A 12,735-nucleotide genomic window follows, 5' to 3' on the forward strand; every position below is an offset into this window, starting at 1 on the left:
CCTCAGCCGTCGCCGCCCCTGCCGCCCTCGGCCTCGGGATCCGGTTTGCCGACCCCGAGGAAGACGCGTCTGAGCGGGATCGCCCAGAGCACGCCCAGCCCGACATAGATGCCGAGCTCGAGCCAGTGCGGCGGACGCTCGAACAGCCCCACCACCGTCACCGCGGCGACGATGTAGGCGGGCAGGCCAAGCACGAGGACGGCGAGCGCGAGACGCTTTCGGTTGCGGTAGGTCATGCGGCCGACATAGCCCGGCCCGCAGGTGATGCCAAGGGCCGGGCCGAAGGTCTCGCGAAGGGCAATGCCGGGACAGCTGCCGGGGCGGGCGCGGGCCGCGGCGCGCAGCCGCCCCCTCGCAGGTCAGTCGACCTGCTGCGCGCTCAGGAACATCGCCTTTTCCAGCGCCGCGAAGAACTGCTGGTAGGGCACGGGATCCTCGACCGGCGTGATGTTGTACTGCGCGTTGGCGCGCACGATCATCTGGGTCTCGCCGCGCGGCCGGACGGTGACAGTCATGCGCAGCTGGTAGCCGTCGAGCTTGGTGCCGCTGACCGTGCCCAGCACGTCATCGGCCTTCTCGACCACGAAGCCCAGGTCCTGCAGCGTGGCGATCACCGCGCGCATGGTCTGGAGCTTGTCGGAGGTGTCGAAGGCGCGGCTCTGCATGGCGCGCAGGGCGACCTGGCTCTCGGACGAGGCGAGGACCTGGTCCTTCGAGTTGGTCTGGCAGCCGGCGAGGCCGATCAGCGCGATTGCCGCGGCGGCCATGATGGCGGTTCTGTTCATGCTCCCCACTCCCCCTCAGATCTCTTGCGCCTCGAGGAACACGGACTGCGCGAGCTTCTCGAAGAAGCCCTGATACAGCTCGGGCTCGTTGAGCCCCTCGATCTTGCTCAGGTTGCCCTGCGTGTCCCAGACCAGCCGCTGGAAGGTCGCGCGCACGGCCGTGCGTCCGCGCCCGTCGTCGAGCGGCCGGGTGACGACCGAGACCCGGATCTTCTGGTTGCGGTCGGTCGGCACGTAGACGCCGGTGAGCACGCCCAGCAGGATCGCGCCGGCGATCTGCCCCGCCTCGGTGGCGTCGCGGTCCTTGGTGGCAAGCAGCACGCCCAGATCGGTCTCGGATTCCTCGAGCGTGAAGCCAAGATCCTGGAGCACCGCGACCGAGGCGTTCAGCAGCAGCGATTCGTCCTCGGTCTCGAAATACCGGGTCTGGAGCTGGCGCTTCTCCACCGAGACCTGGCTGATGGCGAGCGCCTCGGGCGGAATGCCCTGCTCGCAGCCGGCAAGAAGCACGCTTGCGGCCGCGAGGGCCGCAACGATCGGCTTACGCATGCTGATCTTCCCCTCAGAACGCGGACTGGCGATAGGCGAAGTCGCGCACGCGCCCGGCCGTGTCGTACTTGATCACGACGGTCAGCGTGCGCTGCGACGTCGACGAGGCACCGGCCTGCTGGCTTGCGCCGAAGAGGATGAGCCCACCGCGGGCGCCGCTGGTCGAGACCACGCGCTCGGTCGCGACCTTGTCGTAGACCCAGACCTCGCGGCGCTGCTCGTCGGTGGTCACCAGGTTCGGCGAGCCCAGCACCTCGACCACCTCGGCCGAGGTCATGCCGACGCGGATCTCGCGCTGGACCTTGCCGGCGGTGAGATTGTCGGTCGCCTTGGTCGAGCCTACGGCAGCCTGGTGTTCCGACGCCGACATGCAGCCGGCGAGAGCAAGGGTTGCCGCGACCGGCAGGAAGAAAATTCGAGCGTTCAAAACTGGTCTCCCGGGATCATGCACATCTGTCACGATACGGCACGACGGCGCCGGCGCACATTAACCAGCGGAATGAGGAAGGATTATGGCGATCACGCGCTCCGCCTCAGTCCGCGAAGGGGTCGGTCACGAGGATGGTGTCGTCGCGCTCGGGGCTGGTCGACAGGAGCGCGACCGGGCACTCGATCAGCTCCTCGACGCGCTTGACGTACTTGATCGCCTCGGCCGGCAGGTCGAGCCAGCGCCGCGCACCTTGCGTGGATTGCTGCCAGCCGGGAAGCGTCTCGTAGACCGGCTCGCAGCGGGCCTGCGCCTCGGCGGCGGTGGGCAGATGGTCTAGGATCTCGCCATCGAGGCGGTAGCCCGTGCAGATCCTGAGCTCGTCGAGCCCGTCGAGCACGTCGAGCTTGGTCAGCGCGATGCCCGAGACGCCGCTGGTGAGGCAGGTCTGGCGCACGAGCGCCGCGTCGAACCAGCCGCAGCGGCGCTGGCGTCCGGTCACGGTGCCGAACTCGCGGCCCCGCTCGCCCAGCCGGTGGCCGATCGCGTCGGTGAGTTCGGTCGGGAACGGGCCCGAGCCCACGCGTGTGGTGTAGGCCTTGACGATCCCGAGCACGAAATCGACCGCGTTCGGCCCGAGGCCCGTGCCGACCGAGGCCATGCCCGCCAGCGTGTTCGACGATGTCACGTAGGGATAGGTGCCGAAGTCGATGTCGAGCAGCGCGCCCTGCGCGCCCTCGAACAGGATGCGCCGCCCTTCGCGCCGCTTCTGGGCCAGGATCTGCCAGACCGGCGCGGCGAAGGGCAGGATGCGCGGCGCGATCTCCATCAGCCTGGACTTGAGCGCATCGCGATCCACCGGCTCGGCACCAAGGCCGCGGCGCAACGGCTCGTGATGTGCCATCAGCCGGTCGAGCCGCGATTCGAGCGTGGGCTCGTCGGCGAGATCGGCCACGCGGATCGCGCGCCGGCCGACCTTGTCCTCGTAGGCCGGGCCGATGCCGCGGCCGGTGGTGCCGATCTTGGCCGAGCCCGCAGCTTCCTCGCGGATCCGGTCGAGGTCCTGGTGCACCGGCAGGATGAGGGGCGCGTTCTCGGCGATCATCAGGCTCTCGGGCGAGACGCTGACGCCCTGCGCGGCCAGCCGCTCGATCTCGGCGATAAGGGCCCAGGGGTCGAGCACCACGCCATTGCCGATCACTGAGAGCTTGCCGCCGCGCACGATGCCCGAGGGCAGCAGCGACAGCTTGTAGACCGCGCCGCCGATCACCAGCGTGTGGCCGGCATTGTGCCCGCCCTGGAAGCGGCAGATCACGTCCGCGCGCTCGCTGAGCCAGTCGACGATCTTGCCCTTGCCCTCGTCGCCCCACTGGGCGCCGACAACCACAACGTTAGCCATGCGCACGGTCTCCCTTGATGCCGCGCGCCCTTATAGGGAAACCCGCCCGGCCGCGAAAGGGTCGGAACGCGCCTCGCCGGCCCGCGCGGAAGCGGACGTCAGAGCCGGTTGTGGCTGCCGTCACAGAGCGGCGGCTTCGCGGTCGACTTGCAGCCGCAGAAGAAGACCTTGCCGGTCTTGTCGGCCGTGTATTTCAGGGGCGTGAGGTCCGTGACCTTGTGGCTGCCGTCGCAGAACGGCTGGCGCGCCGACCGGCCGCAGCGGCACCAGAAATAGGTCTTTCCCTCCTCGACCTCGACTGGGTAGGGGCCCTTCTGGGCAACGATCGGGGTATCGGACATGATCGGCGCTCCCTTCTCAGACTTCGGGCGATGATAGTGGCGCTGCCTGCGGCGGCAAATCCCCGGCGGGCGCGGCATCGCGGAACAGTTCCATCAGGGCGTCGCGGTTGGCCATTGCATCCGCATGGCCAAGGGCGATCAGCTCGCCGCAATAGCCGCTGTCGAAGTTGAGGTAACTGGGCAGGCGCCAGTCGCCCCCCCACCCGCCGATGCCGCGCAGCAGCGTGCGCATCGTCCAGGGCAGCGCGCGGGCATGGCGCCCGGCGATCTCGCGCAGGTCGCGCGACGGCCGCAGCACCACCACCTCGACGGGTCTGAGCTCGGTCTCGGCCAGCTGCTCGGGCGCGAACAGGCTCAGCGTGCGGTTGATGCGCGTGAGCCGCTCGAGGTCGGTGTCGAGATGGTCGTTGAACAGGATGTCGAGCATGTGGCCCGCGATCTCGGCCAGGCTGGGATAGGCCGAGGGCGCCATCTGGCCGATGGCCGGCACCTCGGGATCGCGCGCGGCAATCACCAGAAGCCGCCGGGCGCCGAGGCGGATGGCCGGGCTCAGGGGCGCGGTAAGCCGCAACGCTCCGTCGCCGTAGAACTGGCCGCCGATTTCCTGCGCCGGGAAGAGATAGGGCAGCGCGGCCGAGGCCATCACGTGCTCGGGCCCGATGCTGCCGCGCAACCCGCAACGCCGCATTCGGGCCCATTCGCGGTTCTCCGGGCCGCCAGCGAAGAAGGTGACCGCCTGGCCGCTCTCGCCGGAATAGACCGAAGCCGTCACCGCCAGCGCGCCAAGATCGCCGCGCGCGATGGCCGTCTCGATGCCGCGAAAATCGATCTCGCGCGCGAGCATTTCGGCAAGCGGCGAATTGTCGAAGAACGAGCGCGGGTTCTCGACGAGCCAGCCCCCGCTTGCCGCCGTGAGCGCCCAGATCAGCGCGCGCCGGCCGGTCGAGGGCAGGTCCGTGCGCATCACGTCCGAGACCCGCAGCCGCGACCACGCCGCGACCATCCGCGCCGCCGCATCGCGGAAATCGCCCGCCCGGCAGGCAAGCCCCGCGGCGTTGATCGCCCCGGCCGACTGGCCCGCAATCACATGAAAGGGCGAGCGGCCGGGGGGCAGCATGCCGGCGATCGCGCTGATCGCGCCCGCCTGGTAGGCCGCCCGCGCGCCGCCGCCGGGCAGCACAAGCCCGATCGGCGCGCTCGGCTCAGGGGACATGATGGATGGGCGCGCCGGGGTTGAAGGCGCGGAAGGCGAAGGCAAAGGGAACGTGATGGACCACGATCCCGCGCGTGCCGCCGGGGCCGATGCGCTCGACCGTCACGGTGCCGACGTCGCGCCCTTCGGCGATCCGGGCGCTGTCGAGCGCCGAGGCCTGTCCGGGTTGCAATGTCAGCACGAGATCGTCGACCTCCAGCCTGCCTCTCGCCCGAAGATGATCGAGGCTCCAGGCCTCGGCCCGCCCCGGGACCGCCACGACGCGCATCAGGGGCGAACCGGGCCCATCATAAGTGCCGTCATAGAGGAAGGGAACGGCGAGGCGGTCATAGCCCACATAGGGGTTCCGCCCGTAGTCACGCAGACCCGGCGCGGGCGGCAGCAGTACCGTGCCGTCGGGATGGCGCGTGGCGAACTGGGCAAAGCTCTCGAGCCGTGCGGGCAGCGCCGCGAGCACGTCGCCCGCCCGGGCGCCGAGGATGGCGCGACCCTCGAACTGCTGCCACCAGCTTTCGGTCGCGCGGTCGTACATCACCAGGTCCGAATGCCTGAGCTTGCCCGTCGTTCCGAAGGTCGTGACCTCGCCCGCCACGACGCGGCGGAAGACGATGCCGGAGTTGCAGAGCGGGCAATAGGTGACCGCGACGGGCACGCCGCCGACCTCGTCGTTGACGATCTCGTGCCACATCAGCACCGAGAGCGGGTAGGCGCGCGCATCGCCCGCGATCTCGAGGCTCATGACCGGCTCGTTGGGCAGCGGCGGGCGGGCCATCGACCCGAGCACGGCGAAGCGGGGCGCGTCGATCGAGGGAATGCCGTCCCGCGGCGGGCCGCCCGAGCGGATCTCGTCGAAGGCGACCTCACTGCGGGTGAAATCTGTGCGCGGCCATTCCCGCAGCCACGCGGCCGGCGCCTCGGCGGCGGTGGCGAGCGTCGCTGCCGCCAGCAGCGCCACGAGGCCAAGGGCAGAGATGATCGTCATCCGCATCGCGTCCTCCCGCCCCGGCACGGAGGTTCGAGCAAGCGCTGGTGCGCCCACCGCGGCACCGGTCGGGCTGGCGGCGCCGGCCCGCCCCGCAGCATGGGGGGCATCGGGCAGGCCGGCGCCATGGGTTCCCGGCCCCGAGGCGGGCCGGGATTTCCGGGCGGAGTTCGGAGCGGTGCGCGCTCAGCGCGCGATCCGCGCCTCCTCGACCGGATAACCCAGCCCGCCCTGGTGGGCGAAGTTGGCCTGGTGGCATTCGCTGCAGGCGCTCATGACCTCGACCGCCACCGGCGCGCCGTCCGGTGCCACCATCATGTAATACCAGTCATCGGTCTGGGGCGAGACGCCGGCCTCGACCTTCTGCATGAGGAAGAGAGGGCCTGCATGAACCTTGCCGTCGTCGCCGACCGCAAAGGATTCCTTCGCAATCACCGTGCCGGACGGGATGATGGGGTCCTCGGCATAGTCGAGATAGGCGTCCGCGCCGGTCGGATTCACCCAGGTGACGAGAAAGCGCTCGCCATGGAAGCCGGGCGCTGCCGGGAGGCTGCTGGCGCGCGTCCAGTCGCGGTAATCCCTGACGAAACCGGCATCGATCCAGCGCTTGTCGCCGGTCGCGTAACCCTTGTGCAGGTCCGCGGCGATGCAGTCGTAGACCGCCTGCGCCTCGGCGCCGGTGAGTTCCGAGGCCGCCTTGCCCGGATCGCACGCCGCATGGGCCGCGGGAGCCGAAACGGCGAGACTTCCGACCAGGGCGGCAGCCGCGGCCAGATGTTCTGCCTTGATCATGGTTGCGCAAGCCTCCCCTGTCTGGCGCCCCTAACTGTCTGGGGGCTTCAGCGAAGGCTTCCACACGGCCTGAACACGTTCAAATCAGGCTCGCTCACCAATTCTTGAGCGTCGCGACGGGGCCCCGCACCGTCGGCGCCCCGCGCGCGAGGCGCTGGCCACGCCGGCGGATCCAATCAGATGATCGCGTGGCGCACCCGGGCCGAGACCCACTCGCTGAACACCACGGTCGCGAGAATGACGATCAGGATCATCGTCACCTGCGGCCATGCCAGCACGTTGAGCGAGGCCTGGAGTTGCAGCCCGAGACCGCCCGCCCCGACGAGGCCCAGCACCGCGCTCTCGCGGATGTTGATGTCCCAGCGAAACACCGAGATGCCCCAGAAGGCCGGCGCGATCTGCGGCCAGTACCCATAGATCAGCACCTGCGGCGGGCTTGCCCCGGTCGCCTCGATCGCCTCGATCTGGGTGGCGTCGGTCTCCTCGATCGCCTCGTAGAGCAGCTTGCCGACGAAGCCGATCGACCGCAGCGCGATCGCGATGATGCCGGCGAGCAGGCCCGGCCCGAGGATCGACACCAAGAGCAGCGCCCAGATCAACGAGTTGATCGAGCGCGAGGCGACGATGATGAAAAGCGCGACAGGGCGCGCGACCATTGCACTGGGCGTGGTGTTGCGGGCGGCGAGGAAGGCGACGGGCGTCGCGATGATCACGCCCAGCATGGTGCCCAGCGTCGCGATGTTGAGCGTGTCCCACAGCGGCAGCCACAGCTTCTCGACATAGCTCCAGCGCGGCGGGAAGGCGCGGGCGCCGATGTCGGCGGCCTGGCTGGGGGCGTCCGCGACGAAGGCCCAGATCGTGTCTTTCGTCATCACCTGCCAGCACCAGACGGTCAGCGCCACCAGCGCGAACCATCCAAGCCAGAGCAGCAGCCTGCCGCGCGGGGTGCGCAGCCGCCAGGCGGGCCCTTCTGCGGTCTCGATCACCGGCATGTCACTGCACCCATTTGCGGATATGGCTCGACGAATACTCGGCCACCATCACGATGCCGATGATGATGAGGAGGATCGCCCCCGCGCTGTCATACTCGTAGCGGTCGATGGCGGTGTTCAGCGTGGCGCCGATGCCGCCCGCGCCGACGATCCCGATCACGGCGGATTCGCGGAAGTTGATGTCGAAGCGGTAGAGCACGAGGCCGATCAGCCGCGGCATCACCTGCGGCTGCACCGCGTAGTTCACCAGCTGGAACCACGACGCACCGGTCGAGCGGATCGCCTCGGCCTGCGCCTCGTCGATGTCCTCGATGTCCTCGGCCAGCAGCTTCGAGAGAAAGCCGATGGTGGCGAAGCTGAGCGTCAGAAACCCCGCAAAGGGTCCGAAGCCGAACATCGCGACCAGCAGGATCGCGATGATGATCTCCTGCAGCGAGCGGCTGAGCGCGATGATCGCGCGGCACGCGTAATAGACCGGGCGCGGCGCCAGGTTGCGCGCGGCGCCGATCCCGATCGGCACCGAGATGATCACGCCCGCCACCGTCGCGGTCATGGTCATCGTCAGGCTCTCGACCAGGCCCTGGCTGATGTCCCGCCAGCGGCTGGTGAAATCGGGCTGGAGGAAGCCAAGCACGAAGCGCCAGCCGCGGTCGAAGCCCTCCCAGACGCGCACCCAGTTGACGTCGACCGAGCCGATGGCCAGGACGAGATAGAGCACGATCCCCAGATAGAGCGCATACCTGACCCGCCTGTCGCGGATCATCGTCGGCGGGCGGCGCCAGTGGCGGTGGTAAACCGTCTCGCTCATCGGCTGCCCCTCAGACCATGCCGGCCATGCGCTCGGCGGCGTCGCGCTCGGCGGCGACGTCCTCCTCGGCCGAGCGGCGCATGGCGGTCCAGTCCTCCTCGCCGTAGATGCGGGTGAGCACGTCCTCGTCCAGAGCTGCGGGCGGGCCGTCGAACACGACCTCGCCGGCCCTCAGGCCGATGATGCGCTGGGTGAACTGCTGGGCCAGCAGCACGTCGTGGATGTTGATGATCGCGGGCAGGCCGCGCTCGTCGCATATCTCGACGATCAGCCGCATGATCTGGCGCGAGGTTTTGGGGTCGAGCGAGGCGGTCGGCTCGTCGATCAGCAGAAGCTCGGGGTCCTGCGCCAGGGCGCGCGCGATGCCGACGCGCTGGCGCTGACCGCCCGAGAGCGCGTCGGCGCGCTTGTCGGCATGTTCCATCAGACCCACGCGGTCGAGCAGCCGGAAGGCGCTCTCGATATCCTCCGCGGGGAAGCGGCGCAGGAAACTGCTCCAGAAGCCCACATATCCGAGCCGGCCCGAGAGCACGTTCTCCATCACCGTGAGCCGCTCGACCAGGGCGTATTCCTGGAAGATCATCCCGATCCGCCGCCGCGCCCGCCGCAGGCCCGAGCCCGGCAGCGCGGTGATGTCGAGATCGTTCAGCAGCACCCGGCCCGATGTCGGCTCGACCAGCCGGTTGATGCATCGGATCAGCGTGGACTTGCCCGCACCCGATGGGCCGATCAGCCCGACGACCTGCCCCTTGGGCACGGTGAAGGCCACGGCCTTCAGCGCCTTGTCGCCCGTCTTGTAGGTCTTGGTCAGCGCGTCCACGGTAAGCATGCGGCCCTCGGGGCTGTCGGAGATAAACGAAGCGGGCGCGGGGAGAATCCCGCGCCCGGATTTGCAGTCAAGTGGCGCCTGTCACTGGCAGTCGTACGAGACCCCGTTGGCGTCGTCGATCTTGCGGATCACGGCCCAGTTGTCCTTGAAGGTGATCGGGATGAACTGCGCCTCGCCCGACTTCGAGAACTCCTCGGCCAGCTTCGACCCCTCCCAGGGGAAGGTGAAGAAGGCTTCCTGGATCTTCTCCTGCAGCGCGGGCGTCAGGTTGTGGGCGATGCCGTAGCCGGTCGTCGGGAAGGTCTGCGAGGTGTAGATGATGTTGAGCTGCTCGGGCTTGATCACCTCGCGCTGCTCCATGCGCTTGCGCACCGAGTTGGCGATCGACGCGGCCGGGTAGTCCTTGTTCGCGACGCCGAGGATCGAGTTGTCGTGCTTGCCCGAGAACACCGCCTCGAAGTCGCGGCCGGGGACCATGTCATAGTCGGCCTTGAGGATCGCCGAGGGCGCCTTGAAGCCCGAATTCGAGGTCTCGGAGGTAAAGGCGAGGCTCTTGCCCTTGATGTCCTCGACCTTCTCGATGCCCGAGCCGGGATAGGTGATGATCTCCATCTCGTAGCCGAACGAGCCGTCGGCCGAGGCCATCATCGTGAAGGGCCGGAAGCCCGCGCAGGCGACGGCAAGCGGGTTCGAGCCGGTGTTGAAGCCCGCGATATGCAGGCGGCCCGCACGCATCGCCTCGATCTGGGCGGCGTTCGACTGGACCGGGAAGAACTGGACCTTCTTGCCCGTCAGGTTCTCCATGTGCGCGAGGAAGCCTGACCAGACCTCGGCGTAGACCGCGGGGTCCTCGACCGGCGTGTAGGCGAAGATCAGCGTCGAGGGGTCGACCTGCTGCGCCGGGTCGGACGGGATGTCGGCGATCAGATCGCCATCGGCGTCGGTGTAGCGGCTGTCGAGCTTGAACTCGGCCAGGGCCGGCGTTGTTGCCAGCACGAGGCCGGCTGCGATGGCAGAGGCGATACGGATCATGAGTACGGTTCCCTTTCGAAGGCTTATGCCGCCGCGCCGATAGTGGATCAGTTCTGCTGCGTCGTGAACATAATATTACAATTTTATGACACTCATTGCCGCAACGCCGACAACACGGGCCGATCAGGCCGTGCCAGCGTAATATGTCTGCAGCGTCGCAAGCCAGAGCGCAAAGCCCTTTGCGGGGCCCCGGCAGCGCCGATTCTTCCTACGGCAAGGGATGGCGGGAAGCTTGCGCCGCACCGCCTGGCTGACGGGCGCGCCTCCGTGTCGGCGGTTCCGCCCCATTCGCTCTGCGGCTTGGAGGCTTTCGGCGCGGCATGGGGGATGCGGGTCGGGCGCCCCGCCGGGACGCCCGTTGTTACGCATTGGCAGGCTGGAAGGACGGCCGCCATCCGTACAGGGATCCCTGCCCGACCGGCAGCAGGGCGCGAAACATCGTTTGGCGCCCTGCATCGATGCGGCTGATCAGGACCAGGCACGAAACCGCGCCCGGCCCTGCGGCCACTCGGCATCGACGGGACAGGATGAGATACGCCCGGCGGGAGCCGAGCGCATGGCCCTCAGGAAATCAGGCCTTCCACCGACGGGTCCGCTCGAAGCGGCCGCGGGTGTTGTCGAGTTCCGCCTGCAGGTCGGCGAGAAGCTGCTCGACCTCGGCCCGCTCCCACTCGTAGGCGGGGGTGCTGAGATTGCCGATCGCCGCAATCGCCTTCACGGCCTTTTCCTTGCGCTTCTCGCTCATGCTCAGGAACTTTTCGCGCTTCTCGCTCACGTTGCTCTCCACATTTTGGGTCTCACTCCAGATGCTGCGTAGCCCAGACAGGTGAAGCCGCCAAGCCTTAAGTCGGCTTCCGGCGATCGCGATGGGCCGCTGCAGCACCATTGCGGGGTTTTTCGGGGGTGCACAGGCCTGCCACACCGCCCCTCGGCGGCATGGCTTCACGGTGGAGGTGTCAAGAATCGTCAGCGACCGAGCGCTCGACACGCCTGAAGCCCGACATGATCTGCTCGCAGGCTCACGGAAGTCGGCTTCGGCCGATGAGGCGAAGCCCGCAGGCGCACACCCGGATCATGCTTCGCTTGGAATAGGCGGGTGCCTTGCGCCCGCGTTGCGGCAAGGGACTGCGCCCTGGTGAGTGCCGGGGGGCATGGTGGTTCCACGTCTCAGGCGTGCAGCCGGATCCGGGAGGCAGCGCCATCCCGCCGCGCCCTGTCCCGCCAGGTCCGGGACAAGGGCGCGTCGCCGACGAAGCTTGCCGAGCCGATCTGGTCCTCGATGCGCAGGCATTCGTTCCACTTCGCCATCCGCTCGGAGCGCGAGAACGAGCCGACCTTGAGCCGCCCGCAGCCGAGCCCCGTCGAGAGATGGCAGATCGAGACATCCTCGGTCTCGCCCGATCGGACCGATACGATCGCGCCCCGGCCATCCGTCCTGGCGATGCGGAAGGTCTCGAGCGACTCTGGCCGCCGATCACCTCGGTCGCGAACACCGGCCGGCCGATCTGGTCCTGAGCCGGACGTGGAAGGTCCGGCCGTCCTCGATCACCGCGAGGGGCTTGTCGTCGAGCCAGGCATATTCGCGCAGGAGCCCGCCGGCCGCGTCGAATTCGGCGATGCGGTCAGTGCTCCCCGAGAATGACTCGAAACGATGGTTCATAATTCACGATACCGCGGCTTTTTTATTTATTTAGATATAGAGGCCTCCATAAAATACAAATAATTATAAAAATCGATACTGGCAATGACAAAAATAATGCGTAGGGAACCTCAAGTTTATTGAAAAGATATTCAATTTTTTCAATTACAAATATAGAAGCCATTGTGCAGGTGAGTTTCCCACGAATTGTTAACATGCTCAGATGCTGCTTCATGATCCTTCTACTTCCTTGTGGCCAAGATCGCGATGACGATCGAAAATACCAAAATGGCGCCAACGACAATCCAGGAAAGCGATTCCGGTGGAGAAGAATGCCTCTCACGCTCCGCATCAGCAGGCGGGGGATGAATGACAACTCGGGCATAGAGTACTTCAGTCAATTCCACATTGGCTCCGACAGCTGGATTCGCACGATAAAACAACACCAAGAGATCGACAGATTGCCTCCGTAGCGGCCGACGCCGGAACACTTTTCAATCCGGCTCCGATAGCCGCGACGTACAGATGTCACCCAAATCGCCGGGCAGATCAGCTTCCTTCACACATGCAGAAAAGCAGCTCTGAAACTCCGTGTTATTCACAGCCCCTGAAAGAGCAGAGCTAAGGCCGCTTGGATCATAAGTACTTCCCGGATCACACTCGATCACCACCGCCCCTACTTTTCGATTATAAACAGATCTGCACGCTCTCCCCTCTGGATCAAATTTCCTCAGGGGCGACTGCCGCGCATAGCCATATGCACTCGCCCCATCGATCAGTCCGATCGGGTCGGGCTGCAGGTAGCGCCCGGTGGTGCGGTCGTAGTCGCGCATCCAGTTCTGGTGGAGGCCGTTCGCCGGGAGATCGCTCCACCGGAGCGATCTCTGATCCGGCTCACCCGCCTGGAACCACTGGCCGGGGAAGTGCAGGGCCGGGACCGAGACGGT

General features: G+C 67.3%; 16 protein-coding genes and 1 pseudogene. All 17 read right to left on the reverse strand.

The genetic code is table 11. The annotated features are described in order from the left end of the window. Positions 1–2 precede the first annotated feature (2 nt). Positions 3–236 carry a DUF2842 domain-containing protein gene (locus H0I76_RS16690; RefSeq protein WP_200612435.1) on the reverse strand — a complete coding sequence of 78 codons (234 nt, stop codon included), beginning with the start codon at positions 234–236 and terminating at the stop codon, positions 3–5. A gap of 123 nt (positions 237–359) precedes the next feature. Beyond that, entirely contained in the window at positions 360–785 is a 426-nt protein-coding gene (locus tag H0I76_RS16695; protein ID WP_200612437.1) for a hypothetical protein, read from the reverse strand. 15 nt (positions 786–800) lie between these two features. Further along, positions 801–1,334 (reverse strand): hypothetical protein, encoded by a 534-nt coding sequence (locus H0I76_RS16700; protein WP_200612439.1) that lies wholly within the window; start codon positions 1,332–1,334, stop codon positions 801–803. A gap of 13 nt (positions 1,335–1,347) precedes the next feature. Beyond that, positions 1,348–1,761 (reverse strand): hypothetical protein, encoded by a 414-nt coding sequence (locus H0I76_RS16705; RefSeq protein ID WP_200612441.1) that lies wholly within the window; start codon positions 1,759–1,761, stop codon positions 1,348–1,350. A 106-nt stretch (positions 1,762–1,867) separates the two neighbouring features. Further along, a complete protein-coding gene (locus H0I76_RS16710; protein ID WP_200612444.1) occupies positions 1,868–3,160 on the reverse strand; it encodes an adenylosuccinate synthase in 1,293 nt (430 codons plus the stop codon). Positions 3,161–3,258: 98 nt separating this feature from the next. After that, a complete protein-coding gene (locus tag H0I76_RS16715; protein ID WP_200612446.1) occupies positions 3,259–3,501 on the reverse strand; it encodes a CDGSH iron-sulfur domain-containing protein in 243 nt (80 codons plus the stop codon). 16 nt (positions 3,502–3,517) lie between these two features. Then, positions 3,518–4,714 (reverse strand): patatin-like phospholipase family protein, encoded by a 1,197-nt coding sequence (locus H0I76_RS16720; RefSeq protein ID WP_200612459.1) that lies wholly within the window; start codon positions 4,712–4,714, stop codon positions 3,518–3,520. Further along, positions 4,704–5,702 (reverse strand): DUF3179 domain-containing protein, encoded by a 999-nt coding sequence (locus H0I76_RS16725; RefSeq protein WP_200612461.1) that lies wholly within the window; start codon positions 5,700–5,702, stop codon positions 4,704–4,706. Before H0I76_RS16725 ends, H0I76_RS16720 begins: the two co-directional genes overlap by 11 nt. A gap of 180 nt (positions 5,703–5,882) precedes the next feature. Next, on the reverse strand, positions 5,883–6,488 hold the full coding sequence (locus H0I76_RS16730) for a cytochrome P460 family protein (protein ID WP_200612464.1): 606 nt from the start codon (positions 6,486–6,488) through the stop codon (positions 5,883–5,885). 176 nt (positions 6,489–6,664) lie between these two features. Further along, complete coding sequence (gene phnE / locus H0I76_RS16735; RefSeq protein ID WP_200612468.1) at positions 6,665–7,480, reverse strand: phosphonate ABC transporter, permease protein PhnE; 816 nt, start codon at positions 7,478–7,480, stop codon at positions 6,665–6,667. Position 7,481: 1 nt separating this feature from the next. After that, positions 7,482–8,288: a phosphonate ABC transporter, permease protein PhnE gene (phnE, locus tag H0I76_RS16740; protein WP_200612471.1), complete on the reverse strand. Its 807-nt coding sequence runs from the start codon at positions 8,286–8,288 to the stop codon at positions 7,482–7,484. A 10-nt stretch (positions 8,289–8,298) separates the two neighbouring features. Then, the gene (phnC, locus tag H0I76_RS16745) at positions 8,299–9,117 is read right to left on the reverse strand and encodes a phosphonate ABC transporter ATP-binding protein (protein ID WP_200612474.1); all 819 of its coding nucleotides are present in this window, start codon (positions 9,115–9,117) and stop codon (positions 8,299–8,301) included. A gap of 81 nt (positions 9,118–9,198) precedes the next feature. Next, positions 9,199–10,149, reverse strand: coding sequence for a phosphate/phosphite/phosphonate ABC transporter substrate-binding protein (phnD, locus tag H0I76_RS16750; RefSeq protein WP_200612487.1), 951 nt, complete (start codon positions 10,147–10,149; stop codon positions 9,199–9,201). Between the two features lie 571 nt (positions 10,150–10,720). Next, positions 10,721–10,924 (reverse strand): hypothetical protein, encoded by a 204-nt coding sequence (locus H0I76_RS16755; RefSeq protein WP_200612489.1) that lies wholly within the window; start codon positions 10,922–10,924, stop codon positions 10,721–10,723. Between the two features lie 392 nt (positions 10,925–11,316). Further along, a pseudogene (locus H0I76_RS19815) lies at positions 11,317–11,601 on the reverse strand (hypothetical protein); the annotation flags it as partial. 22 nt (positions 11,602–11,623) lie between these two features. After that, entirely contained in the window at positions 11,624–11,809 is a 186-nt protein-coding gene (locus H0I76_RS16765; RefSeq protein ID WP_200612491.1) for a hypothetical protein, read from the reverse strand. Positions 11,810–12,282: 473 nt separating this feature from the next. Then, a partial coding sequence (locus tag H0I76_RS16770; protein WP_234455387.1) for an RHS repeat-associated core domain-containing protein occupies positions 12,283–12,735 on the reverse strand: 453 nt, incomplete at its 5' end.

The sequence above is a fragment of the Thermohalobaculum xanthum genome, assembly GCF_016623495.1.
GTDB classification, from domain to species: Bacteria; Pseudomonadota; Alphaproteobacteria; order Rhodobacterales; family Rhodobacteraceae; genus Thermohalobaculum; species Thermohalobaculum xanthum.